The 24,705-nt window shown below is 61.4% G+C and carries 24 protein-coding genes and 1 pseudogene; 13 read left to right on the top strand and 12 right to left on the bottom strand.

Annotation, left to right across the window (positions count from 1 at the left end; all coding sequences use genetic code 11):
- Positions 1 to 40: 40 nt before the first annotated feature.
- From SERRSCBI_RS11290 to SERRSCBI_RS11280, 3 genes are all read left to right on the top strand, one after another.
- Positions 41 to 235 (top strand): ribbon-helix-helix protein, CopG family, encoded by a 195-nt coding sequence (locus SERRSCBI_RS11290; RefSeq protein WP_004928567.1) that lies wholly within the window; start codon positions 41 to 43, stop codon positions 233 to 235.
- Between the two features lie 147 nt (positions 236 to 382).
- On the top strand, positions 383 to 784 hold the full coding sequence (locus SERRSCBI_RS11285; RefSeq protein WP_015377846.1) for a VOC family protein: 402 nt from the start codon (positions 383 to 385) through the stop codon (positions 782 to 784).
- Positions 784 to 1,320 (top strand): dihydrofolate reductase family protein, encoded by a 537-nt coding sequence (locus SERRSCBI_RS11280; RefSeq protein WP_197781759.1) that lies wholly within the window; start codon positions 784 to 786, stop codon positions 1,318 to 1,320. The genes SERRSCBI_RS11285 and SERRSCBI_RS11280 overlap by 1 nt, the downstream gene beginning before the upstream one ends.
- Here the strand turns inward: SERRSCBI_RS11280 and SERRSCBI_RS11275 are convergent.
- The 3 genes from SERRSCBI_RS11275 to SERRSCBI_RS11265 all read right to left on the bottom strand — a co-directional run bounded on the left by SERRSCBI_RS11275 (position 1,305) and on the right by SERRSCBI_RS11265 (position 4,666).
- Positions 1,305 to 2,699, bottom strand: a complete 1,395-nt coding sequence (locus tag SERRSCBI_RS11275; protein ID WP_042784472.1) for an MFS transporter — start codon at positions 2,697 to 2,699, stop codon at positions 1,305 to 1,307. The genes SERRSCBI_RS11280 and SERRSCBI_RS11275 overlap by 16 nt on opposite strands.
- Positions 2,700 to 2,812: 113 nt before the next feature.
- Entirely contained in the window at positions 2,813 to 3,880 is a 1,068-nt protein-coding gene (locus SERRSCBI_RS11270; RefSeq protein WP_042784471.1) for an oxidoreductase, read from the bottom strand.
- Between the two features lie 12 nt (positions 3,881 to 3,892).
- Positions 3,893 to 4,666: a DeoR/GlpR family DNA-binding transcription regulator gene (locus tag SERRSCBI_RS11265; RefSeq protein WP_042784470.1), complete on the bottom strand. Its 774-nt coding sequence runs from the start codon at positions 4,664 to 4,666 to the stop codon at positions 3,893 to 3,895.
- 150 nt (positions 4,667 to 4,816) lie between these two features.
- Between SERRSCBI_RS11265 and SERRSCBI_RS11260 the strand changes: the two genes are divergently transcribed.
- The gene (locus tag SERRSCBI_RS11260; protein WP_042784469.1) at positions 4,817 to 5,692 is read left to right on the top strand and encodes an alpha/beta hydrolase; all 876 of its coding nucleotides are present in this window, start codon (positions 4,817 to 4,819) and stop codon (positions 5,690 to 5,692) included.
- Here the strand turns inward: SERRSCBI_RS11260 and SERRSCBI_RS11255 are convergent.
- Together SERRSCBI_RS11255 and SERRSCBI_RS11250 are read right to left on the bottom strand one after the other, a co-directional pair.
- On the bottom strand, positions 5,619 to 6,836 hold the full coding sequence (locus SERRSCBI_RS11255) for an MFS transporter (protein ID WP_042784467.1): 1,218 nt from the start codon (positions 6,834 to 6,836) through the stop codon (positions 5,619 to 5,621). The genes SERRSCBI_RS11260 and SERRSCBI_RS11255 overlap by 74 nt on opposite strands.
- On the bottom strand, positions 6,827 to 7,993 hold the full coding sequence (locus SERRSCBI_RS11250; protein WP_033650436.1) for a serine hydrolase: 1,167 nt from the start codon (positions 7,991 to 7,993) through the stop codon (positions 6,827 to 6,829). Before SERRSCBI_RS11250 ends, SERRSCBI_RS11255 begins: the two co-directional genes overlap by 10 nt.
- Before the next feature lie 121 nt (positions 7,994 to 8,114).
- Between SERRSCBI_RS11250 and SERRSCBI_RS11245 the strand changes: the two genes are divergently transcribed.
- The 6 genes from SERRSCBI_RS11245 to SERRSCBI_RS11220 all read left to right on the top strand — a co-directional run bounded on the left by SERRSCBI_RS11245 (position 8,115) and on the right by SERRSCBI_RS11220 (position 14,481).
- On the top strand, positions 8,115 to 9,002 hold the full coding sequence (locus SERRSCBI_RS11245; protein WP_042784466.1) for a LysR family transcriptional regulator: 888 nt from the start codon (positions 8,115 to 8,117) through the stop codon (positions 9,000 to 9,002).
- A 225-nt stretch (positions 9,003 to 9,227) separates the two neighbouring features.
- Positions 9,228 to 10,532, top strand: a complete 1,305-nt coding sequence (locus SERRSCBI_RS11240; RefSeq protein WP_042784464.1) for an MmgE/PrpD family protein — start codon at positions 9,228 to 9,230, stop codon at positions 10,530 to 10,532.
- Between the two features lie 19 nt (positions 10,533 to 10,551).
- Positions 10,552 to 11,889: an LLM class flavin-dependent oxidoreductase gene (locus SERRSCBI_RS11235; RefSeq protein ID WP_016927776.1), complete on the top strand. Its 1,338-nt coding sequence runs from the start codon at positions 10,552 to 10,554 to the stop codon at positions 11,887 to 11,889.
- Positions 11,890 to 11,906: 17 nt separating this feature from the next.
- Complete coding sequence (locus SERRSCBI_RS11230) at positions 11,907 to 12,821, top strand: ABC transporter substrate-binding protein (protein WP_033640379.1); 915 nt, start codon at positions 11,907 to 11,909, stop codon at positions 12,819 to 12,821.
- Positions 12,818 to 13,723 (top strand): amino acid ABC transporter permease, encoded by a 906-nt coding sequence (locus SERRSCBI_RS11225; protein WP_042784462.1) that lies wholly within the window; start codon positions 12,818 to 12,820, stop codon positions 13,721 to 13,723. The genes SERRSCBI_RS11230 and SERRSCBI_RS11225 overlap by 4 nt, the downstream gene beginning before the upstream one ends.
- Positions 13,720 to 14,481: an amino acid ABC transporter ATP-binding protein gene (locus SERRSCBI_RS11220; RefSeq protein WP_042784461.1), complete on the top strand. Its 762-nt coding sequence runs from the start codon at positions 13,720 to 13,722 to the stop codon at positions 14,479 to 14,481. The genes SERRSCBI_RS11225 and SERRSCBI_RS11220 overlap by 4 nt, the downstream gene beginning before the upstream one ends.
- A 39-nt stretch (positions 14,482 to 14,520) precedes the next feature.
- On the opposite strand, the gene SERRSCBI_RS24110 is transcribed toward SERRSCBI_RS11220, so the two are convergent.
- From SERRSCBI_RS24110 to SERRSCBI_RS11205, 3 genes are all read right to left on the bottom strand, one after another.
- A complete protein-coding gene (locus SERRSCBI_RS24110) occupies positions 14,521 to 14,658 on the bottom strand; it encodes an AcrZ family multidrug efflux pump-associated protein (protein WP_016927779.1) in 138 nt (45 codons plus the stop codon).
- Positions 14,659 to 14,851: 193 nt separating this feature from the next.
- A complete protein-coding gene (locus SERRSCBI_RS11210; protein WP_033650438.1) occupies positions 14,852 to 15,322 on the bottom strand; it encodes an Rrf2 family transcriptional regulator in 471 nt (156 codons plus the stop codon).
- 131 nt (positions 15,323 to 15,453) lie between these two features.
- Complete coding sequence (locus SERRSCBI_RS11205; protein ID WP_042784460.1) at positions 15,454 to 15,849, bottom strand: DUF427 domain-containing protein; 396 nt, start codon at positions 15,847 to 15,849, stop codon at positions 15,454 to 15,456.
- Positions 15,850 to 16,080: 231 nt separating this feature from the next.
- Between SERRSCBI_RS11205 and osmB the strand changes: the two genes are divergently transcribed.
- Positions 16,081 to 16,293 (top strand): osmotically-inducible lipoprotein OsmB, encoded by a 213-nt coding sequence (gene osmB, locus SERRSCBI_RS11200; protein WP_004940700.1) that lies wholly within the window; start codon positions 16,081 to 16,083, stop codon positions 16,291 to 16,293.
- Positions 16,294 to 16,448: 155 nt separating this feature from the next.
- On the opposite strand, the pseudogene SERRSCBI_RS11195 reads toward osmB, so the two are convergent.
- From SERRSCBI_RS11195 to mrdA, 3 genes and pseudogenes are all read right to left on the bottom strand, one after another.
- Positions 16,449 to 17,995 (bottom strand): annotated as a pseudogene (locus tag SERRSCBI_RS11195) (methyl-accepting chemotaxis protein).
- A 411-nt stretch (positions 17,996 to 18,406) separates the two neighbouring features.
- Complete coding sequence (locus tag SERRSCBI_RS11190) at positions 18,407 to 20,125, bottom strand: penicillin-binding transpeptidase domain-containing protein (RefSeq protein ID WP_033643023.1); 1,719 nt, start codon at positions 20,123 to 20,125, stop codon at positions 18,407 to 18,409.
- Between the two features lie 107 nt (positions 20,126 to 20,232).
- A complete protein-coding gene (mrdA, locus tag SERRSCBI_RS11185; protein ID WP_042784459.1) occupies positions 20,233 to 22,158 on the bottom strand; it encodes a penicillin-binding protein 2 in 1,926 nt (641 codons plus the stop codon).
- A 296-nt stretch (positions 22,159 to 22,454) separates the two neighbouring features.
- Here mrdA and SERRSCBI_RS11180 point away from each other — a divergent pair, with 296 nt between their 5' ends.
- Positions 22,455 to 22,736 (top strand): YjcB family protein, encoded by a 282-nt coding sequence (locus tag SERRSCBI_RS11180; protein ID WP_033650442.1) that lies wholly within the window; start codon positions 22,455 to 22,457, stop codon positions 22,734 to 22,736.
- Positions 22,737 to 22,773: 37 nt separating this feature from the next.
- Here the strand turns inward: SERRSCBI_RS11180 and SERRSCBI_RS11175 are convergent, their stop codons facing one another.
- Complete coding sequence (locus tag SERRSCBI_RS11175; protein ID WP_223524949.1) at positions 22,774 to 23,229, bottom strand: MarR family winged helix-turn-helix transcriptional regulator; 456 nt, start codon at positions 23,227 to 23,229, stop codon at positions 22,774 to 22,776.
- Positions 23,230 to 23,484: 255 nt separating this feature from the next.
- Between SERRSCBI_RS11175 and SERRSCBI_RS11170 the strand changes: the two genes are divergently transcribed.
- Positions 23,485 to 24,672, top strand: coding sequence for a multidrug efflux MFS transporter (locus tag SERRSCBI_RS11170; protein WP_042784458.1), 1,188 nt, complete (start codon positions 23,485 to 23,487; stop codon positions 24,670 to 24,672).
- Positions 24,673 to 24,705: the final 33 nt, after the last annotated feature.

The raw sequence follows: 24,705 nt of genomic DNA, 5'->3' as shown, positions 1-24,705 counted from the left end.
ATGGTATTATCATTCAGTCATCATTCTCTGGAGGATCCTGATGGAAAAGAAAACGGCGCGGCTAACGGTGCTGATTGACCCGGACAAGAAGAAAGCCCTGGAAGAGCTGTGCCTGCAGCAGGACGTCACCCCTTCCCAGGTGGTGCGCCAGCTGATTCGCGATTATCTGCACAAGCATCAGGTGGATTATCCCAGCCAGCCGACCCACGCCAATCCTCGCGTCGAGAGCAATTGAGGCGGCCCGCCCCACAAACCGTGAAGCGCGCTTTGCCCCCCTGCGCGCGTCCCTAATCCGAATCCTCCACGGCGGTCTGTCCATCCTGCGCTATCGCTGCTACTGTTTTATCCGTTCATTATTCTCTCTTGGGAAAGGAAACGCGCCATGTTCAGCCATATTACCGTCGGCGTCAGCGATCTGGACGCCGCCGCCGCGTTCTACGACGCCATTTTGTTGCCATTGGGTTTACAACGGCGGGAAGTGACGCCGGACGGCGGCCCCGCCGCCCGCTGCTGGGTGATGCCGGGCCAAACGCTGCCGCGGTTTTATGCCTACCAACCCTTCGACAGACAGCCCGCCAGCGCCGGCAACGGCAGCATGCTGGCCTTTCTCGCCGCCGACGAGCTGGCGGTTAAACGCGCCTACGCCGCCGGCCTGCTGGCGGGTGGCAGCAGTGAAGGCGAACCCGGCGAGCGCGCGCACTACGGCAAAGGCTATTTCGGCGCTTACCTGCGCGATCCTGACGGCAACAAGGTCCATGTGGTTTACCGCGGAGATCTCGCCTGATGAAATGTTCGGTTTACATCGCCACCAGCGTAGACGGATTCATTGCCGGCACGGACGGCGACATCGATTGGCTGCTGCGGCCCGAGTACGCGGTGTCGTTGCTCAATGGTCTGAGTTTTGAAGCGTTTATCGCCGACATCGACGCGCTGGTGATGGGCCGCCATACCTATGAAAAAGTCCGCGCCTTTCCCGAATGGCCCTATGGAGAACTGCCGGTGGTGGTACTGTCGACGCAATCCGCACCGCAGAGCGCAGAGCCTGTCCGCTGGATGAGCGGCGAACCGGCCAGCGTCGTGGCGCGGTTGGCCGAGGCCGGCTGCCGTCACCTGTATATCGACGGCGGCCAGACCGTGCAGCGTTTCCTGCAGGCCGGATTGATCGACGAATTGACGATTACGCGCGTGCCGCTGCTGCTGGGCGGCGGCATTCCCTTGTTCGGCGTCGATGCCCCTGAGCAGCGCCTGCGTCTGCTCGCCGTCACCCAGTCGGACAACGGTTTCGTGCAAGAACGCTACGCCGTTCAGCGCGCGTCATAACGCAGCGCCAGTCGGCGGCCGCCGAAGGCGATAAGCAATGCCGCCAACGCCAGCAACGCCGCCGCGCCGTAGGTGACGCGCATGCCGTAAGCCGCGGCCGCCGCGGCGCCCGCCACCCGCTGCGAGGCCAGATAAAACAGCGCCCCCATCGCCGACGCGCCGGTGATCGCCCCCAGATTGCGCGCCAGATTGACCATGCCGGCGATCAACCCGCGTCGTTCGGGAAACAGGTCCTTCATCAGCACCGTGTTGTTGGCCACCTGAAACAGCGCATAACCGGCGGTCAACAGCGCGATCGGCGCGACATAGCCGAGTACGCCCCAGCGGCACAGCAGCGACAGCAATCCCGCCCCGGCGGCCACTGCCGCCAGCCCAAGCTGGGCGATGCGTTGCGATCCAAAGCGATCCACCAGATAACCCGCCGGAATACCGGTCAGGATCGCCACCGCCGGCCCTGCCGACATCACCAGCCCCACCTGCGCGGCGCTTAGCCCCAGCGCGCGCGCCAGATAAAACGGCCCGACCACCAGCGTGGCGGTCATCACCGTCATGACCAACGCGCTGGCCGCCAGCCCCGCTGTCAGGGCCGGATGGCGAAACATCGTCGGCGCCAACAGCGGCGACACGGCGCGGCGTTCCACGCGGATAAACAACCCGGCAGCCAACAGAGCGCCCAACATCAACGCCAGGTTAAGCGCGCCGAAATCGCCGTGTCCCAGAGTCATCGCCAGCGAGTAGCAAAGCAATGCGCCGCCCAGCAGCAGCGTGCCGGCGCGGTCGAAAGGTTCAGGGCGCGTCGCCGCCCGCGCCCCATTCGGCAAGTATCGCCAGGCGAGCCACAGCGCCAGCAGCCCCAGCGGCAGGTTGATCAGGAATATCGTTCGCCAGCCGAAGCCGGCGATCAGCGCGCCGCCCAACGACGGCCCCAGCGCGGTGCCCACGGCCGACATAGTGCCGAGCAGCCCCATCGCGCGGCCGATCTTTTCCGTGCCCAGCGCCTCGCCCGCCAGCGCCATGGTGATTGACATCATGACTGCGCCCCCCAGCCCCTGCGCCAGGCGCGCCGCCAGCAGCAGCCACAGCTGCGGAGCCAACGCACAAGCCAGCGAAGCGGCGGTAAACAGCGCGATGCCCGCCAGCAGCAGGCGGCGACAATTGAGGCTGTCGCCCAAGCGGCCGATGCCGATGATGCAGGTGGTGACAGCCAACAAATAGCAGAGCAGCACCCACTGCACTGCCTGGAACGAGGCATGGAATGCGGTGGCGAGCGCCGGCAGCCCGACGTTGGCGATGCTGATGCCGAGCGATGACAGCAGCATACACAGAGAAAGTGCGGCCAGTATGCCGCGGACGCCCTGCGGCGAAGGATGGGATAACATGATAAGCACTCCTGACATAGACTGAGGCTTAGCCTATGTCAGGGGTTGGGATGGCGGAAGACGCATGCGATGCACTGTATCAATGCATCTGACGCCTTATCTGGCGCGATGCGTTACCAGGCGGCGATCTCCGCCTCGGTGAGCGGCAGCGTTTGGGTTACGCCGGTTTCCGCCGCCAGCGTGGCCGCTTCCAGCACCGCCATCACCGCCAGCGCCTGCGAAGCGGTGACCGGATTGGCGCCGGCGCCGCGCAGCGCATCACGCACCTGGACGTAATATTGGCGCTGATCGCCATCCGGCGTCGGCAACGTACGCACCGGCTCCGTGCCGATAAACAGGCTCATCGCGTCGTCGTCTTTACCCCACTCCGCCGAACCCGGCGTTACGCCGGCCAGCAGTTGGCTCTCCTGCCCGTCGGCGCGCGCTTTGACCACGCTGCCTTTATCGCCGTGCACGGTAAAGCGCGCGACGCCGCCCGCCACCAGCATGCTGCCATGCAAAATCACGCGGTGCGTCGGGTAGTTCAGCACCACATGCGCCCAGTCATTGATCTGCGCATTGGCGCGCAGCGTGGCGATGTTGGCCTGCACGCTGTGCGGCAAACCGAACAGCTGCAGCGCCTGATCGACCATGTGCGGCCCCAGATCGAACCACAGCCCGCTGCCCGGCAGATTCTGCTCGCGCCAGCGCACCCGCACTTCGGGACGGTAGCGATCGATGTGCGACTCAAAGTGCGTTACCTTGCCGATCAGTCCCTGCTCGATCACCTGCTTCACGCCCAGGAAATCGCTGTCCCAGCGGCGATTCTGGAATACCGACAGCAGACGGCCGTGCTTCTCCGCCGCTGCAATCAGCGTGCGCGCCTGCGCCAAATCCAGCGTAAACGGCTTATCCACCACCACGTGCTTGCCCGCTTCCAGCGCAGCCAGCGCCAGCGGCGCATGGGTGGCGTTCGGCGAAGCAATCACCACCAGGTCCACTTCCGGCAAGCGGACCGCCTCCAGCGGATCGGCGATCACGCGCACGTGCGGCAGATCGGCATGGACTTTGGCGGCATCGCGCGAAGCCACCACGCTCAGCACCAGACCAGGCACCGCGTTAATCAGCGGCGCATGAAACGCCTTGCCGACAAAGCCGTAACCAATCAGCGCCACCTGCAACGGTTGAGCGTTATCGTTCATCAGGGTTCTCCTCTAGCGGTCGTCGGCGACGACACAAAGTTCAATCATTGATTGCTCGTCCAGGTTATCCCACGGGCGATCGGTAAACAGGCGTTGGATCTGCGCCAGATCCGCCACGTGATGCGGCTCGCAGCGATCCAGCTTCATATGGTCGGCCACCAGCCAGCGCTCGCCGCTGTTGGCCAGCATGGCGCGTTTGACCTCTGCATCGGCCTCTTCGCCGGCGCTCAGCCCCAGCTGAGAATGCACCGCGCAGGCGCCCAGCAAAGCGATGTCCGCGCGGTAGCGTTCCAGCAACGCCAGCGTCGCGCTGCCGGCGAACAGCCGTTGGCGCGCGTCCCACTGGCCGCCGAGCAGGATCAGTTGGATCTCCGGCTTATCGCTCAGGCACTGCGCGATATCCAGCGAGGCGGTGATCACCGTCGCCGGGCCGCGCAACGCTTGCGCCACCGCCAACAGCGTACTGCCCGCATCCAGCATCAGGGTACTGCCCGCATCCAGCATCAGGGTACTGCCGGGCGGGATCTGCGCGGCCACCGCGCGGCCGAGCCGCTGCTTGACCAGCGGCAACAGCGCCGCGCGCGCCTGGCGCGGCATGCCGGACGGTTCGAGCGCTATCGCGCCGCCGTGATGTTTCTGCGCCAACCCCTGCCGCTCGAGATCGGCCAAGTCGCGGCGCACGGTATCGACCGAAACACCGATGGCGCTGGCCAATTCCGCCACCGCCGCCTGCCCGCGTTCGCTGAGCAAATCCAGTAAATGGCGCTGTCGTGCCGCTTTGTGCATGGGATTATTCCGCATTAAAAAAGCATAAAACGGCAATATACAGCAGATAACAGCATTGGAGAAGCCGCAATTGTGCGCACCGGAGATCAAACATCTTTTCCCCGGCGGGACGATGATGAAGACATAACGCATAACAATCCGGAGAAACGCATGAACATCGATCTGACGTTTGAAGACCTGAGCGCCCGCGCCGCGCAATACAACGCCCGCGCTTCGGTGGAGGATTTTGACGCCTGCATGGCGGACTATGCCGCGCTGGCCCAGCGCGCCAAAGCGCAGACGCCGGGCATTTACGATCTGCGCTACGGCATGAGCGCCGCCGAGCGTCTCGATCTGTTCCCGGCCAGCGCACAGCCCGCCCCGCTGCTGATCTTTATTCATGGCGGCTACTGGCATTCACAGCGCAAAGAGGAAGCCTGCTCGATGGCCGCCGCGTTCGCCCGCCGCGGTGTGGCGGTCGCCACGCTGGAATATACGCTGGCGCCGGAAGCGACGCTGGCGGAGATCGTGTATGAGGTGCGCAGCGCCGTCGCCTGGCTTTATCATCACGGGGCGCCGTTCGGCATCGATCCGGCGCGCATTTTCGTCAGCGGCAGCTCGGCCGGCGGCCACCTGTGCGGCATGCTGATCGCCGACGGCTGGCAGCAACGCTATCGCCTGCCGCCCGATGCGATCAAAGGCGCGCTGGCGCTGAGCGGCCTCTACGATCTGCGCCCGCTGTGCGATATCTACATCAACGACTGGCTGCACCTGACGCCCGAACAGGCGCAAACTCTCAGCCCGCTGTTTTTGCTGCCGGCGAAAGCGCATGCGCCGCAGATCCTGCTTGACGTCGGCCACCGCGAAACGCAAGGGTTCAAAAACCAGACGCAGGCCTATTATGACGCCTGCCTGGCGCGCGGCCTCGACGTCCAGCTGTTGGCCGACCGTCACTGCAATCACTTTACGCTGGTCAACGAGCTGGCGGATGCGGAAAGCGCGATGTTTCGGCAGGTGATGGCGATGATCGACGCAACGCAACGGTAGCCTGCCGCTGCAACCGCAGCCTGGCAGCGATCGTAATCACCGCCAGCGCGGCGAACAAGGCTCCGCACAGCAGGCTGCCCTGTAGCCCCCACGCGGTGATGAACCAGCCGCCCGCCAGTGAGCCCAGCGCCACGCCCAGATTGATAAAGGCGATATACAGCCCGGTGGCGAACGCCGGCGCCTGGGGGGCTTCGGATGTCAGCCAGATCTGCGTCACGATCAAACCGCTGGTGTGCGCCGCTCCCCAATACAGACAAAGCGCCGTCATCGAACCGATATTCGCGCTGCCGTAGTGATAAAGCAGCGCATAAGCCGCAATCAAGGCTAGCGGGTGCAGCAGCACCGTCAGCGCTCGATGGCGGCTCAACCCCTTGCCGGCCAACAGGTTGCCCGCGACACCGCCCACGCCGAACGCCACCAGAAGAAAGCCGATGGCGCCGCCGCTGAGGCCGATTTCACGGCTGAGATATTCAGCCGCGTAAGCATAGACGGCGAACATGGCGGCAAAGATCAGCACGCAGGTGATGATATTCAGCCACAGCGTCCCGCTGCGCAGGATCATCAGCTGTTTGCCATAACTGAGGCGCTGAACGGCGACGTCGGGCAACCGCATCAGCAATCCCGCCGCTGCCAGGAGATTGACCCACGCACAGAACCGGAACGAGGCTTCATAGCTGAACTGCCCGGCGATCCATTGCGTCAACGGTATCCCCAGCACCATGCCCATGCTGGTGCCGATGAACGCATAGGCGGTTGCTTTGGTGGCCTGATGCGGGGGATAAAGCGCCGCGGCCGCCACCATGGCCAGCGAAAAATAGATCGGATGAAACAGCGCCGGCACAATGCGCAGCAGCATGAGCATGGCGAAACTGTCCGTCTGAGCGGACAGCGCGCTGGCCGCCGCAAACACGGTCAACGCGATCAACAACATGCGTTTGCGATTGAATCGCGACGCCAGCAGCACCAACAGCGGCCCGAGCAGCGCGATGGTCAGGGCGAAGATCCCGACCAGCCAGCCGGCCTGCGCCGTAGAGATGCCATACCGTGCGATGATCTGCGGCAAAATGCCCACCACGCCGAACTCGATGCAGTAGACGCCGAACAACCCCAGCGCGATAAAGAAAATCGGCGGCATCAGGCGCATTGCATCGCTCCCGTCGCGGCATAGACCGCCTGACAAATCTCGCCGACAAAGGCGCCGGACATGCCCTCCAGCGCCGTGTTGGTAAACGCCACCACGCTGAGCTGCCGGACAGGATCGACGAACCAGGAATGGCCATAGGTGCCGCCCATTCGCCAGGTCCCCACGGACTCCGGCGTTTGCGCGGCGATGGGGTCTTTCAGTACGGTAATGCCGAGGCCGAAACCGCGCCCCGGCCAAAACGGCATCGGCAAATCGCCGATCTGGTTGCTGGTGAACGCCGTCACCCAATCGGTTGGCAGCACCGGCGTTCCTCCCTGGCGCAACGCTTCCAGAAGGCGCAGGAAATCCTCGGCCGAGCCGACCATGCCGGCGCCGCCTGAGGCGTAAGCCAACGGATCCAACGCTCGCGCCGGCGACAGATGAAAACCGGCGCTGCCATCGATAAACGGTAAATGATCCGGTTGGCGCAGGCGGCGCGGCTCGCCGGGATGATCGGCGTAAGCGGCCGCCAAACGTGCAGGATCCACCGCCAGGAAATCGGTATCCGTCATCGCCAGCGGCCCGGTCACCCATTTTTTTACTGCCTGCGCCAGCGGCAGGCCGCTCGCCTGTTCGATCGCTGCGCCCAGGACATCGGTCGCGATGGAATAGCGCCACGCCGCGCCGGGCGGAGCCAGCAAAGGGGCGCAGGCAATACGCCGCACGTTCTCCTGCAGGCTGACAGACGCCTCATCCATGCCATCGGAGACCGCCGATTGGGCGTAGAATCCCCCTTCCGGCTGAAAAAAACGGTAGCTTAGTCCGGCGGTGTGGGTCATGAGATGCCGTAGCGTCATCAACGGCGTGGTGCCATCCGCCAGCCGCGGACGAAAATGCGGCAGCCAACGGGTGATGGGATCTTCCAGCTGCATACGGCCTTGCGCCATCAATGCCAGCGCCGCCGTGGACACGATCGGTTTGGATACCGAAGCCAGACGGAATAGCGTATTGAACGCCATCGGCCGGCCGGCTTCGCGATCCGCCAGCCCCGCCGCGCGGCGATAAAACGTATCGCCCCCCTGCGCCACCAAAACCACTGCGCCAACCAGTCGTTTTTCCGCCAGCGCGTTATCGATCGCCCGGTCTATCACGCCCGCAGTATGCCCATATGCACTCATCGTCATTGCTCCAGATAATCAGCCCATGCTGTAGTCACCGAGCATAGGGCCTGGCGATTAGCGGAAAAACAGGCTAGATTTCCCTTCATAACGGACATTAACGTCCGCAATAGGACAAACGATGGATAACTTAGCCGGCGTGAGCGCCTTCGTGCAGGCCGCTGAAACTCTCAGCTTCGTTGACGCCGGCCGCGTGCTCGGCATCTCGGCCTCGGCGGTGGGAAAAAGCATCGCCCGCCTGGAGAACCGACTGGGCGTACGTCTGTTTCACCGCAGCACGCGCAGCATGACGCTAACCGCCGAGGGGCGGCGGTTTCTGCTGCGGTGTCAGCGCATTCTGGAGGAGATGGCGGCGGCGGAACGGGATATCAGTGATACGCATAGCGCGCCGCGCGGCAAACTGCGCGTCAGTCTGCCGCTGGTGGGAGGCCTGTTAAATCCGGTATTGGCGGAATTTGTCCGGAACTATCCCGATATTGAGCTGGAAGCCGATTTTTCCGACCGGCGAGCCGCGGTGATCGAAGAAGGGTTCGATGCGGTGATCCGCGTGGGCGATACCGAGGACTCTCGCTTAATGAGCCGCCAACTGGGCACGTTTCACCTACAGCTGGTGGCGGCGCCGGACTATCTGCGCCGGGCGGGAATACCCCGCCAGCCGGCAGAACTGCGCGATCACGCCTGCCTGTTATACAGATTCCCCACCACCGGCAAAGTCGAGACCTGGCCGGTGGCGGGCGGAGATAAACTGCTCGACGAAGGCCTGGGCAAGCGCACGGTATGCAATACCGTCGACACGCTGATTTACCTGGCGGAACAGGGCCTGGGCATCGCCTGCCTGCCCGATTTCGCGGTACGGGAGGCGCTGGAGCAGCAGCGGCTCCAACCCGTGCTTGGCGACCAATGCCGACACAGTGGCAGTCTCAAAATTCTCTGGCCTTCCAGCAAACATCTTACACCGCGTCTCAGGGCATTTATCGACATCATGAGCGTTCGCCTTTTCTCGGCCTAAGTCCTCTACCGCGTCAGAACAAATTCAGCTTTGCTTTGCACAAAAATAGCTAAAGCGCAGCCTGGCGCGCCTGCCAGCAGCCCTGACGGAGGCGCAGTGCCGTCGTGATATTCCATTCAGCGATATGGAAGCGCCGTTCGTTCTTTCGGGACAAAGAAAACCGCCACACAATACCTTTCACCCCGCACTCGTGCATAACCATCTATAAATTCAGGTGTTAACGCCTTGTCATTATCGATAACCGCCCAATTCGCTCATCTGATATTGAACAGCCAGCCGGATCAAACCGCCCTGTCAGCCGCTCGCCGCGGCGTGAAAGATTACTTCGCCTGCGCATTGCCGATTGCCCGCGGGGCGTTGAGCGATGCCGGTCTGGCAGCGATCGGCGCGACGTTTCCGCCGAACGGCAGTGAGAACCGCGCACTGCGCTATGGCTATGTCAGCCACTCGTTGGACTTCGATGATTACCATCCTGCGCTGCGTGGACATCCGAGCACCGTAGTGCTCTCCGCCCTGCTGGCGCTGAACGGTGAGAGTGACAATGTCACTGAAGTGTTAACCGCCTATGTCATCGGCGTAGAGGCCGCTGGCCGGCTGGGATTGGCCGCTGGCACGCAACATTACGTGCTGGGTTTTCACAGCACCGCCACCCTGGGCGCGGTCGCCGCCTGCGCCGCCGTGGCGCGTTATCTGCAGCTTGACCAGCGGCAAACGCAGATTGCTCTCGGCCTGGCGGCCACGCAGGCGGCGGGCCTGCGCAGCCAGTTCGGTTCGGCGGCCAAACCGCTGCACGCCGGCCTGGCGGCACGCAACGCGGTCAACGCCGCCCTGCTGGCTCAGGCCGGTTTCATCGGCCAACCGGAGGGCGTGCTGGACAGCCTGCTGGCTTCCCACGGTGACGGCCGGCAAAAACCGGAATGCCTGACAGCCGGCTGGGGCGCGCCCTGGCGCATCCTGCAGCCGGGGCTGGAGTTCAAGCGCTACCCGACCTGCAGTGGCACTCACAGCGCGGCCGAGGCGGCGCTCGCCCTGCGCGAGCGGCTGCTGGAACAAGGCGACGCCCTTGCAGAGATCGCCCTGGTTGAGGTCAGTTTTCCGCCCGGCGCAGATACCGCGCCCTATATTCGCCAACCGGCCACCGGTGTGGAAGCGCGCTTTAGCCTCGAATACGTCATCGCCGATGCGCTATACCACGGCGAGGTCGCGCTGACGCATTACGGCGAACAGCCGGTCGATGCGGCTATCGCCGCCCTGGCGGCAAAAGTTGAGCGCCATGCCGATCCCGCGGCCCCGCCGGACGCGCTCGATCCGGAGATGCGCTTCCATCGCCTGACCCTGACGCTGCAGGACGGAAGGCAAATAAGTGACATAGTCACAAGAAAGCAAACCGCCGCCCGGCCAACAGACCTCGACGCCAAGCTGCGCGCCATTTTGCAGCTGCTTCCGGGCCTCGAAGGTGAGAGCGTTATCCGCGACTGTGCGCTTATGTCCCCTGGCGCGCTGCCGCGACTGATTGCATTGTTAAATTAATAATAAAACAGGAATAACTATGAGTACTTCACCTTCAACACCATCGCGCCAACTCCGTCTCGGCCTGTTCGTTCAGGCGCTGGGGCACCACATCGGGGGATGGCGCGCAGAAGGCGCCAGCGGTTCACCGACCGATATCGACTGGTTCACCTGGATCGCAAAAAAAGCCGAAGAAGGCACCTTCGATATGTTCTTCGTCGGCGACGCGCTGGCGACCAGCGTGCACCGCCTGCCCTCGACGATGTCACGCCTGGAGCCGCTGACGCTGCTCGCGGCGCTGGCGGTCAATACCCGCCATATCGGGCTGGCGGCGACCGCCTCCACCACGTTCGATCAACCTTTCCACCTGGCGCGCGCCATGGCCTCCATCGACCATATCAGCCACGGCCGCGCCGCATGGAACGTGGTGACCTCATTCTCCAGCGATGCGGCGCGCAACTTCAGCCGTGAAGATCTGCCGTCGCACGCCGAACGCTATGAAGTGGCGCGGGAATTCCTCGAGGCCAGCTACAAACTGTGGGACGGCTGGGAAAAAGACGCCATCGTGCGCGACAAGCAAAATGGCGTGTACGCCATCGACGAGAAAATCCACGCCGCCAACCATAAGGGCAAGCATTTCTCGGTGCAGGGCCCGCTGAACATTTCCCGCTCGCCGCAGGGGCGGCCCGTGATCATTGAGGCCGGCTCTTCCCCGGCCGGCCAACAGCTGGCGGCGGAAACCGCCGAAGTGGTGTTCACCGCCGCCGCCAGCCTGGAAGAAGGACAGGCTTTCTACCGCAGTCAGAAAAAATACGTGGCCGACGCCGGCCGCAACCCGGACCACCTGCTGATCCTGCCAGGTGTGATGCCGATTGTCGGCCGTACCAAAGAAGAAGCGCGGGAAACCTGGTATCAGCTGAATCAACTGGTGGATATCGATAACGGCATTGAGCAGCTGTCGGCGCGCTTTGGTTTCGATTTGAGCGATTACCCGCTGGACGGCCCGGTGCCGAACGTGGGCGCCACCGAAGGCGGCCAAAGCCGCGTGAAACTGCTGACCGATCTGGCCGCGCGGGAAAACCTGACGCTGCGCGAGCTGGCGGCCGTCGCGGCCGGTTCGCGCGGCCACCGCGTGGTGGTAGGCACCGCCGAAGAGATCGCCGACGACTTCCAGCTGTGGCTGGAACAGCAAGGCGCAGACGGCTTCAACATCATGCCGGCGGTGTTGCCTAACCAGCTGGAACTGTTCGTCGAGCTGGTGATCCCGGAGCTGCGCCGCCGTGGCCTGTTCCGTGAGGAGTATCAGCATGCAACCCTGCGTGAAAACCTGGGTCTGCCGGAACCGGCAATCAACTTCGCTAACGTAAAATCGGCTTAATCCGCAGGGAAATCATGATGAAAACCACATTCAAACGCACCGTACTGTCCCTGCTGTTGGCTTCCTCCACGCTGGCGCCGTTGGCCGCAGCTCATGCCGCTGAAGGCGATGTTCCCTTCAAGGCGGCGGTGAAAGCTGCCGCCGATCCGGCGCTGCACGACAGCCTGCCTGACGCTATCAAAAAGGCCGGCTATATCGTTGCCGGCACCAACCCGAACACCCCGCCGACCACCTTTTACCAGGCGGACAACAAAACGCTGGCCGGGCGTGAAATCGACGTGATGAGCGCGATTGCCGATCGCCTGGGCGTGGCGATCCACTGGAAGGACACCGGCGGTTTCGACAACATCATCCCCGGCCTGAAGTCCGGCCGTTATGACGTCGCGCTGGCCAACATTGACGCCAACAAAAAGCGCTTCCAGCAAGTGGACTTCGTCGGCTATTACAACGCTTCCAAGCTGGCCTTGATCGCCCGCAAAGACGCTGCGCTTGGCCCTTACACCGAGCTGGCCCAGCTGTGCGGCCAGACCGTCGGCGCCGGCGCAGGCACCTCGCAGATCACCCGCCTGCAGCAGGCCAGCGATCAATGCGTCGCCGCCGGCAAGCCGGCCATCACCATGCCGATCTTCCCGGACCGCCCGGCCGGGGTGCAGGCGGTGATCAGCGGCCGCGTGCCGATGTTTTTCGGCCCGTATGAAGGGCTGCGCTACCAGGCCACCCACGTTAAACCGCTGACGCTGGCCGGTGATATCAACATCGACGGCACCACGGTGGCCATCGCCCTGCCGAAAGGCTCCGAACTGGTGAAACCGGTGCAGGCGGCGCTGAATTCTCTGATCGCCGACGGCAGCTACCAGAAAATCCTCGACGGCTGGGATATCGGTTTTGGTGCCGTGAAAACCGCCGGCATCAATGAAGAGATCGCAAAATGAGTGGGCAACACCCTGTCGACGACGCGGAACTGAGCATCGTCGGCCACCGACATTACGGGCGCTGGCTCAGCGCCCTGGTTGTGCTGCTGATCGTCGGCGTTATCATCAATTCCATGCTGCACAACCCGCGCTTTGAATGGTCGGTGGTGGCGGAAAATCTGACCGAGGCGTCCATCCTCAACGGCGTGCTCATGACGCTGAAGCTGACGGTGATTTCGGTGGTGTTCGGCTTCGCCGGCGGCGTGCTGCTGGCGCTGATGCGCCTGTCGGCCAATCCGGTATTGGTTGCGGTAAGCTGGTTCTACACCTGGTTCTTCCGTGCGGTGCCGATGCTGGTGCAGCTGTTCCTGTGGTACAACATCGCCGCGCTTTATCCGCGCATCAGCTTGTGGATCCCGTTTCTGGGCGAAGTCGCCAGCGCGCCGACCAATACCCTTATCAGCACCTTCAGCGCGGCGGTGATCGCGCTGGTGATGCATCAGTCGGCCTATGCGGCGGAAATTGTGCGCGCAGGCATCCAAAGCGTCAGCAGCGGCCAGTTGGAAGCCGCCAAAGCGCTGGGTTACCGTCGTGGGCAAATCCTGTGGCGCGTGGTATTGCCGCAGGCGATGCGCACCATCCTGCCGCCGGCGGGCAATGAGGTGATCGGGCAGTTGAAAACCACCGCGGTGGTGTCGGTGATTGCCCTGCAGGACGTGCTGTATTCGGCGCAGATCATTTACCAACGCACCTACGAGGTCATCCCGCTGTTGCTGGTCGCCACCCTGTGGTATCTGGCCATGACTTCGATTCTGTCAATTGGTCAATACTACGTGGAGCGCTATTTTGGCCGCGGCACGCAGGCAACGCGCAGCGGCCGGTTCTTCCTCAACCGCAAAGCCCCTCAGGGAGGTGAACAATGAGCGCATCCATCCACATCAACCGGGTGCGGAAATCCTTTTCCGGCACCGAAGTGTTGAAAAACATCAGCCTGACCATTCCGGCAGGTTCGGTAACGGTGATCCTCGGCCCTTCCGGCTCCGGCAAATCCACCCTGTTGCGCTGCATCAACCACCTGGAAAAACTGGACGGCGGCACCATTCGCGTTGGCGAACAGCTGATCGGCTATCGTCAAAAAGGCCGGCATCTGTACGAGCTGAAAGAAGCCGAGGTGGCCGAACAGCGTAAAAGCATCGGCATGGTATTTCAGCAGTTCAACTTGTTTGCGCACCGCACCGTGTTGCAAAACGTCAGCGACGCGCCGCTGCGGGTGAAAAAGGAAAAAAAAGCCGAGGTGCAGGAACGGGCGAAGCAGCTGCTGGCCCGCGTCGGGCTGGAACATCGCATCAACGCCTGGCCGCGTGAACTGTCCGGCGGCCAGCAGCAACGCGTCGCCATCGCCCGCGCGCTGGCGATGAACCCGCAGGTGTTACTGTTTGATGAACCGACCTCCGCGCTCGATCCTGAATTGGTTGGCGAAGTGCTGCAGGTGATGAAAGACTTGGCGCATTCGGGCATGACCATGGTGGTGGTCACGCACGAAATCGGCTTCGCCCGCGAAGTGGCCGACCAGATTGTCTTTATGGATCAGGGAAAGGTGGTTGAAACGGGCAGCGTGCAGCAGGTTCTGGATGCGCCGGGACATGAGAGGACGCGCAACTTCCTGTCGACGGTATTGTAACCCTTCGTCAGGGGGCGTTGCGTCCCCTGACGTTCAAATTCAGCCGTTATTTTTTCTGCCGATAGCGGAAAAGACGTTGAACACTTCACCCAGGCCGTAAATCGCGCCGAGCAAGACGGCCACCATTACCGGCACCAGGACCACCACGGTGGCCAAGCTTTCAATCATTTCTAACATCGTTCTCTCCTGGTTTATAAGCACAGCGAATCTGCGCCGGAAGAAAAGGTTTCCGGCCAAACGGTCGATTATCGTGGGGAGGCAGTCTAAAACGTGAGCTACATCACACTTGATGCGAGCTAATGTAACTTACACAATTACATTAACGCAATGCAAAAAATGCTCTGCGCGGAACGGGGTTTGTCGTGATTTTTTACTGCGTATCTGCTTGATATTGCGGTGAACAAGGGACGAAGGGATAGCCGGCGCGCAGCTCAACCTGCCCGGCCATTTCGGCGATGCTGGTCTGCGCCAGGCTGGCTTCCAGCGCGTGACCGACGCGCGCAAACTCTTGCTCCAGCACCGGGGTAATGGCGTGGCCGATATAGCACGCCTCGTTAGGCCGGGTGCGATGCAGCGTGAAATAAGGTTGATCCTCCACCGCGCGATACACGTCCAGCAGAGAAATCGCTTCCGCCGGCCGCGCCAACAGCGCCCCGCCGCCTTGCCCCATCTGTGAATAGGTCAGCCCCGCCTCCGCCAACGCCCCGAGAATGCGCCGCACCACCGTCGGATTGGTGTTGACGCTGCGGGCGATATCTTCGGAACGCACCGTCTGGCCGCGACACAGCGTGATGTTGGTCAGAATATGGATGGCAACGGCAAATCGCGTAGAGGTAGACACCTTGGCACCTGCTCAGAGTTTCGCTTATGTCGGATTGAAACATAAGGAAAGCGTATCAATTTCCGGTAATACACATAATGAGTAGGGATAAGTGGAATGTCAACCTGCCCCCGCCCGAAGGCGGCGGCGGCTCAGGCTTCGGTACGGATCGCCGTGACTTTGTCGGGATAAAATGCCAGATGATCCTTGATCGCCACCACGGCGTTGTAAGGCATTTCATAGCTCCAGGCCGCATTGTCCCCCTGCGGGCCGTTCAGCGTGAGGGAGAAATAACTGCAGTCGCCCTTATAAGGGCAGTAGCTCACGTGCGTGCTTTTATGCAGCAGCGCCATATTCACATCCTCACGCGGAAAGTAAAACACCGGCGGATAGTTGGCTTCCTGCAAGATGAGTACATGACGGCTGTCGGCCAGGATTTGGCCGGCGCCGCGCACCACGACCCGCGTCGGATGGCGGGTCAGCGTAATCGGATGGTCCGGGCCGGGAATTTTCACCGGTTTGCCGGATGCGGAAACGAGCTCGGACATGGCGGCCTCCAGCGTGTGCGCCCCGCCCCTCATGAGGCGTCTTCCCAGTATAGCCGAACGGTTTTGCCGACGGCCGCACATTCGGCGAGCGATCGCTTTTCACCGCGCCAAAATTAAGAATTTTTACCTGTTCGATTTTCTTTCGGAGGAATACATTCATCCCAACTTCTACCGGCGAGTTAATCGGATTATTTTTAATCCATTAATTAGCCAATTTACCAGGAACTCATTATGAATATTAAACGTGCCGCGGGTGTGTTGGTGGTGGTAATGGCGACGCTTTCCGTTACCGCATGTGGGCATATGTCCAATCGCGATCGCAACACGGCGATCGGTGCGGGCGTCGGCGCCGTGGGCGGCGCGGTATTGACCGACGGCAGCACGCTGGGCACCCTCGGCGGCGCAGCGCTGGGCGGCATCATCGGCCACCAGACCAGCCGTTAATTCTCCCGCCAAAAATAACCTCCGCAGGCCGACGCTTTTTTAATCCACACGCGCCGGCCTGCTTTTATTTACTCCGCTGAAATTCCTCAGGGAGCGGACCTAAATAAATAACGTTAAGCGCGGCTTTATTATTCATTAACCTGCGCCAGGGTTATTTATTGCGCCGGCAGCCTGAAACGCGCCATCGCTTTTTCCAATCGTTCCGATTCGCCCTGCAGCAACTGCGAAGCCTCGGTCACCGCGTTCACCACGGCGCCGGTTTGCCGCGCCACCTGATTCAGCCCGGCGATGCGCGCCGTCACGTCCTGAATGCTCTCCCCCTGATTGAGCGACGCCAGCGAGATCTCCCCCATCAGTGCGCTAAACGTGTTCACCAGATCGATAATTTGACGCAAATTGCCCGCCAGCAGATCCACCGCTTGCGAACCCTGATCGATTTGCTGCAACGAGCGGTTGATCAGCTGCTGAATATCGCGCGTAGAATGGCTGCTCTTCTGCGCCAGCAGGCCCACTTCTTTAGCGACAATGGCGAAACCGCGGCCGTGAACGCCGGCGTGCGCGGCCTCGATCGCCGCATTCAGCGCCAGAATATTGGTCTGAAACGCCACGCTGTCGATCAGCGCCACAATGCCGCGCATCTCGGCCGATTGGTTGACGATCCCTTGCATCGAGACGTTGACGGTTTGCATCATCTTTTCACCGGCGCCGGCGCACTGCCTGGCCTGTTCGGTGCGTTGATTGGCCAGCTGCGCGTATTGGCCGTTTTCTTCCACCCGCGCCGCCAACTGCTGCACGTGCTCGGTCGCCAACTGCAATTCGCCGTCCTGCTTCGCCGACTGCGCCGTCAACTGTCGATTGCCGTCCGCCAGCCGCCCGACGCCGTTCAGGATCCCGCTCGCCGCATCGCGCACCTCACTCACCAGCCGCTGCAGGCCGTTTTGCATGTGGCCAATGCTGGTTTGCAACTGACGCATTTCGCGGTTAACCGCCCGTTCAGGCGGCAACGGCCGCGAAAGATCGCCGGCGGCCAGCACGTTGAGATGGGCGATCGCCCTTTGCAACGGTGCGATCACCCAACGAGCAACGCCGAACCACACGCCCAAGGCGATCAGCGCCAACGCCGCGAGCGCGCCGAGCGCATAGGTTTTGGCCTGCTCCAGCGCCGCCAATTGCCGCACGTTGACGTCATCGCCTCGTCGTTCGTTCAGCGCCTGATAAGCGAGATACTTCTCGTTGAAATCCGCCTGAAAAGCCTGGATCGGCACGGCGAAAAACGCATCGATGCTGTCGCTGCGTTGCAGCCCTTGCGCCTGCTCCTTCAGACCGTCATAGAACAGGCGATAACTGCCTTTCAGGGCGTCAGCGGCCTCGGGCGCCGTCGCACTCAGGCGCTCAAACCGGGCGAAGGCCTGCTCGGAAGCCTGCAACGCCGCCAGCGATTCATCCAGCAGGCTATGCCAGCTGCCGTCGGAGCCGGTGGCTTTATCCTGCAGATAGTAAATGCCCGCAAGGTTCAGGGTATCGCTGGCCGTCAGCAGCGACAGCCTGGCGCGATCCATCGCCGCCTGCTGGCGATGCAAGGCGTCGCCCGTCATCAGGTTAATCTTGGCGTCGCGCAGAATATTGGAAATAAATACGGTGGAAACAATTGCAGCAGAGAAAATAGCGCGATAACGCAAATTACGCCGCTTAATAACCCCATGCTTTTGCCGAAGCCAAACGCGCGCGGCAGCGCGGGCGCAGGTTTTGCCCCGCGGCCAAGTGTCAGTTTTATATTCATGATTTTTAGTCGGTAATACCAGGATGCCGCGAGTCTAACGAGCATTGATGACACGACGATTACAGCCTCCCATAGGCGGGTGTTGCCGGGTTCGGAATGCGTTGAAATCATGTTAAGGCGTGAACGAAAGAGGGAATTGTCTTGGTGAGAAAATAAGCTTCTCTGCGAATCGCCAAATAAGAAATATTATTTTAGAAACAGAGAAATTCATTCAAGTCGAATATCAATCAATACCTCAAGGCATATCCATAATAAATACTGCCGTAGGTTAAACTCGTTGTATTGAAGCGTGGGCCAGACATTTTCTGACCCACTCACTTCCCGCTTAAATCCTCACCCTTTAACCGACGACACCACATTGAGCGGCTGGGCATCCGGCAGGATATTCATGTGCTCCAGCACCTGGGCCATGATCTTGCCGAACACCGGCCCGGCTACCGAGCCGCCGAAGTGCTTGCCGGCTTTCGGGTTGTTGACCATCACCACCAGCGCCACCTGCGGATCGCTGGCCGGCGCCACGCCGGCGGTATAGTTGATATAGCCGCCGTCGTATTTGCCGCTGGGGCCCATTTTCTCGGCGGTACCGGTTTTGATCGCCAAACGGTAGCCGGGCACCGCAGCACTCACCCCGCTGCCGCCCGGCAAGGCGTCGCTTTCCATCATATGCACCACGGACCTGACCGTATCGGCCGGCAAAATGCGTTGCCCCATCACCGGCGGCGTCACCTTAGTGATCGACAGCGGCCGATAAATGCCGAAGGAACCGATCGCGGCATACTCGCGCGCCATTTGCAGCGGCGTCACGCGCAGCCCATAGCCGAAGGAGAACGTGGCGCGTTCGATATCGGCCCAGCGCTCGCGATGCTGCGGCAGGTAGCCGCTGCTCTCGTTGCCGATGCCAAGCTCGGTCGGCCGCCCCAGGCCAAAGCTGCGGTAGACCGCCGGCAGCACCGTGGCCGGCAGCGCCAGCGCAATGTGCGATACCGCGATGTCGCTCGATTTTTGCAGCACGCCGGTGATGGTCAGCTTCGACCAGTGGCCGACGTCCTTGATCAGGTGACCGTTCACCCGATACGGCGTGGTGTCCAACACGGTATCCGGCCGAATCAGCTTATGTTCCAGCCCCACCATCACCACGACCGGTTTCACCGTCGAACCCGGTTCGAAGCTGTCGCTGCTGCACACGTTGCGGATATCTTTCGCCGGCGTGCTGCCATAGTTGTTCGGGTTGAACGACGGGTAGCTGGCCATGCCGAGGATTTCGCCGGTGTCGATTTTCACCAGCACCGCGCAGCCGGAATCTGCCTGGTTAGCCACCACGCCGTCGCGGATCTGCGCATAGAGCACGTACTGGATAAATTTGTCGATGCTGAGCGTCACATTCGGCGGTGGAACCGGATCCACGCTTTTAATCACGCCGATCACCGCACCGCTGCCGTCCTTCTGGTAGACCCGCAGGCCGTTTTTACCCTGCAGCAACGGGTTGAAGCCCAGCTCGATGCCCTCCAGCCCCTGATTGTCCTGGCCGACGATGCCGATCAGTCCGGCCGCATCCTGGCCCATCGGATAGAAGCGGCTGAAATCCTGCTCGGTGCTGACGCCGGTCAGGTGCAGTTTGCTGATATAAGCGGCGTTGTCGTCCTCCACCTTGCGCGCCAGGTAGACAAAGCGTTTGTGCGCGTTGCTCTGGATCAGATGCTGCACGTCCGCCAGCGGGATCTTCAGCACGTTGGCCATGCTCTGCCAGCGTTCGTTGCCGGTATCGGTCTGGGTATCGAGAATATGCTTCGGATCCAGCACGATGTCTTTCGACGACACGCTGACCGCCAGCGCCTCATTGTTGCGATCGGTGATCATGGCGCGGTTGGTCGGCACTACCTGGGTGCGAATCGAGCGCTGATCTGCCTGGTTCGCCAACTGCTGGTGTTCCAGCAGTTGCAGGTAACCGACCCTGAACGCCAACAGAAAAAAACAGACCAGCATGCCGGCGCAAATCCAGCCGAAACGAACTGTGGAATAGGTTTTACCGCTCTTTTTGGTCGATGGCGCCACTGTTGTGTTAACCCTGCGTTTTTATTCGGTTTATCGTGTTATTTCAGTCTACCTTGCCGGAAATGGTCAGGAGATTGCAGTTTGTAAGAAAGTAAAAACAAACCGCATCACCGTTGCACATCCGCACTGTCGTTTAACTGCGGTTTAGTTTGCACCGCGTCGCCGGGCTGCGGCGCGTTGGCCGGATCGAAAATGTGGTCGAGGATCGCGCGCGCGGTCGGCCCCGCCACCACGCCGTCGCCGCCGCCGTTTTCCAGGATCAACGCCATCGCCACCCGGGGGTTTTTGTAGGGGGCGAACAGCGTATAAAAGATGTGATCGCGCAGCCGCACCGGAATCATTTTGGCGTTGTAAGTCTGGTTTTGCTTCAGGCTGAACACCTGCGAGGTGCCGGATTTAGCGGCAATCTGGTACGGCGCGGTATGGAACAGCTTGTATCCTGTGCCGTTCGGCAGGTTGGCCATGCCATACATGCCGTTGCGCACAATGCCCCAGTAAGGCGAACGGGGATCGCCAATCTGCAGCGCCTGCGTCGGCGGCTGATAACGCGTGACCCGCTTACCCTGCTGCAGCGAATACAGCAGGTGCGGCGTTTTCACCTTACCGTTGTTGATCAGCGTAGTCAGCGCTTTCACCATCTGAATAGGCGTCGCCACCCAATATCCCTGGCCGATGCCGACCGATACCGTATCCCCCTGATACCAGACTTTTTTGTGCACCCTCAGCTTCCAGTCGCGGCTTGGCAGCACGCCGCGGTACTCTTCGTTCAGATCGATGCCGGTCGACTGGCCGTAACCAAACTGGCTCAGCCAATGGTGAATGCGATCGATGCCCATCTCATACGCCACCTGATAAAAGAAGGTATCGGCGGACTCTTCTATCGCTTTGGTGACGTTGAGCATGCCGTGACCGGTCTTCAGCCAGTCGCGATAGCGCCGCTCGGTGCCGGGCAGCGTCCAGGTTGGCGCGCCGAAAAAGGTGGTGGTGGGCGTGATCACCCCGGCAAACAGCGCCGAAACCGCCATGTAGGGCTTCACCGTCGACGCCGGCGGGTACAGCCCCTGGGTGACGCGGTTGATGAGCGGCAGATCCGGGTTGCGGAGCAGCGCCTTATAGGCCTGATAGCCGATGCCTTTGACGAAGGGATTGGGATCGTAACTGGGGCTGGAGACCATCGCCAGAATGCCGCCGTCGCGCGGATCTTCCACCACCACCGCGGCGCGTTGCCCCTTCAGCACCGATTCGATGTACTGCTGCAGCGGCAGATCCAGCGTCAGGTAGATGTTTTTGCCGGCCTGCGGCGGCTGCTCCTTCAGCAAGCGGATCACCCGCCCGTGGTTATCCACCTCCACCTCCTGATAGCCGGTGGTGCCGTGCAGCTCGGACTCGTAATAGGCCTCGATGCCCTGTTTGCCGATGTTGCGATCGGCGGCATAGTTCTCGCTCAACCCGGCCTTGTCCAGGCGCTTGAGATCGCTGTCGTTGATCTTCGACACATAGCCCAGCACGTGCGCCAGCTGCGCGCCGTAAGGATATTCGCGCTGCTGATAGGTATCGATAGTCACCCCGTCGAAACGGTATTGATTGACGGCGAAACGCGCCACCTCGGTGTCGTTCAGCCCCGCTTTTAGCGTTATCGGCTTGTAGCGGCTGTTGTGGTGCATGTCGTCGCGAAACGCGCTGATATCTTCCGGCGTCAGATCGACGATCGGCGTCAACGCCTGCAGCAGCGCGGCCATGTCGGTGATTTTGCTGGGCGTGATCTCGATACGATACAGTGTCACGTTTCGTACCAGCGGAATGCCGTTGCGATCGAAGATCAGCCCGCGGCTCGGGGCGATCGGCAACATCTTGATGTCATTCTGGTTGGAGCGCGTCTGGTAAAAGCCGTGCTGGCGAATTTGCAGCCGGTAGAGGTTGACGACCAGCGCGCCGAAACAGACCACCACCAGCGCCAGCGCCACGGCCGCCCGACGGATAAACAACATCTCTTCCGCGGAGTGGTCGCGAATTTTTTCTTTTAACAGGGCCATGCGGAGCCGATACCTTTTGCGTCACATTTCCCCGCAAAATCAGGGAACTGAAAAGCCGGCAAGCATAGCGTTATCGGGCGCGACGCCCCATGAAAAGGTTGCTAATGAAATGGCATAACTGTTTCAGCATATTGGAATGTTACCGGCGGCGTTTTTTTCACCGCGCGCCCCATTGAGCCGCCGTTCCTCTCAATGCTACAATGTGATCCATATCACACTATTACCGTTATTCTCCTCCGCATTTTCCTGTCGGCGCCCTGCCGGATGCGGCTTTTTGTTACATAGGATCGAGTTCGATGAGTACCATTGCCACCGGTTTAATCATGATGCGCTGGGAGTTGCTGAGCGCCGTGATGATGTTCTTCGCCAGCCAGTTAAACGTCGTTTGCCGTAAAACCAGCCGCAATGGCATGGCGTTCATGTTCAGCAGCCTGGGCCTGTTTACCGCCTGCTGGTTCGTGATGGGCCTGATGGGCATTCACTTCACCCTCGAAGCCTTCACCCAATTCTGGTCATCGGCCTGGGATCGCTACGTGGACGTGGTCAGCACCATGCCGGTCGATTGGCCGATGCCGTAATCTCGCCGCTGGGGGGCAACTCAGGCCGCCCCTGCAATCAGTCCGCTTCCGCAGACGGCGCCGCCGCCAGCCGCGCCATCAGCGCCCCCGCTTCGAGCAACAGCGCCTGCTCCCGCTCGGACAGACAGCTTTCCATCGCCGCCAGCAACCATGCCTCGCGTCGGGCGCGGCTTTGCTGCAGCAAACCCAGCCCGGCGGACGTCAGCCGCACCCGCACCCGGCGTTTGTCTTCGGCATCCGGTGTGCGCACCAGTAGCCCATCGGCTTCCAGCTCGCGCAACGCGGCCGCCAGGTTTGAGGAGCGCATACGCTCCGACTCCGCCAGCAACGACGGCGTCGCCTCGCCGCCATGGCGATCGATAGCCCCCAATAGCATCAGCTGGGCCCAGGATTTTTCGTCGCTGCGCGACTCGCGCCGCATGCGGCGCACCAGCGACATTAACTGCGTGCGCAGCAGCGTCACGTCTTCAGGATGATCTTTTTTCATTGGCATCAGTCGATAACGTTCAGTTTGTCCCTACTTTCACATCGCCGGATCGCGCAGTCAATGGCGCCCCGTTCGGCCACCGCGCGCTTCTGGCTTAACCCATTTATCTATGATAATATAGCTATTAATATATAGCAAAAAGACACTGCAGCCGGCAGGGTTACGTTTGCTCACGCATTTGCCCCCTCGCCGACTAATTTGCAGTGTTATTATTATTTTGCTTAACAAGTCCCTCCTCATTCAACGTGGTACGATAAGCCGATGGAAGCGTGGAAAGTCAATCTGATCTCGGTCTGGCTCGGGTGTTTCTTCACCGGGCTGGCGATGAGCCAAATCCTCCCTTTTCTGCCGCTGTACGTCGAACAACTTGGCGTCAGCGATCATCAATCCCTCAGCCTGTGGTCCGGGCTGGTATTCAGCGGCACCTTTTTGGTCTCGGCGGTGGTGTCGCCGCTGTGGGGCAGCCTGGCCGACCGCAAAGGCCGTAAGCTGATGCTGCTGCGCGCTTCGCTGGGCATGGCGATCGTCATCGCGCTGCAGGGGCTGGCCACTAACGTGTGGCAGCTGTTCGCGCTGCGCGCCCTGATGGGGCTGACGTCCGGCTATATTCCCAACGCCATGGCGCTGGTCGCCTCGCAGGCGCCGCGCGATAAAAGCGGCTGGGCGCTGGGCACGCTCTCGACCGGGCAGATCTCCGGCGTGATCGCCGGGCCGCTGCTGGGCGGGCTGATGGCCGACCATCTGGGGTTGCGGGTGGTGTTTTTCGTCACTTCCGGGCTGATGTTCGTCAGCTTCCTGGTGACGCTGTTCCTGATTAAAGAACGGCGCATCACGGTGAAAAAAGCGGATCAGCTGAGCGGCAAGGCGGTATTCCGGTCGCTGCCCTATCCGGCGCTGATCGTCACCCTGTTCGTTTGCACCCTGATGATTCAGCTGGCCAACTCCTCCATCAGCCCGATCCTGACGCTGTTCATTCGCGAACTGTCGGGCAACGTCAGCAATATCGCCTTCGTCAGCGGCATGATCGCCGCCGTGCCCGGCATCGCGGCGCTGATCTCCGCGCCGCGCCTCGGGCGGCTCGGCGATCGCATCGGTACCGCGCGCATTCTGATCGCCGCGCTGCTGTTCACCACCGGCCTGTTCGCCGTGATGGCCTGGGTGAATACGCCGCTGCAGCTGGGCATTCTGCGTTTTCTGCTGGGCTTCGCCGATGGCGCGCTGATGCCGGCGGTGCAGGCGCTGCTGCTGAAGTATTCCTCCGATCAGGTGACCGGGCGCATCTTCGGCTATAACCAGTCATTTATGTATCTGGGCAACGTGGTCGGCCCGCTGCTGGGTTCGGGCATTTCGGCGATGATGGGGTTCCGTTGGGTGTTCGCCGTGACGGCGGTATTGGTGCTGTTCAATGCGCTGCAGCTGCGCCATCAGTTCAAAAAAAGTGCAGCCTAAACGCGCGGGATAGCGGGGAATGCGAGGGAAGCG

The sequence above is a fragment of the Serratia sp. SCBI genome (assembly GCF_000747565.1).
Lineage (GTDB): Bacteria > Pseudomonadota > Gammaproteobacteria > Enterobacterales > Enterobacteriaceae > Serratia > Serratia ureilytica.
The sequence above is the reverse complement of the archived record's forward strand: the minus strand, read 5'-3'. Positions and strand labels throughout refer to the sequence as shown.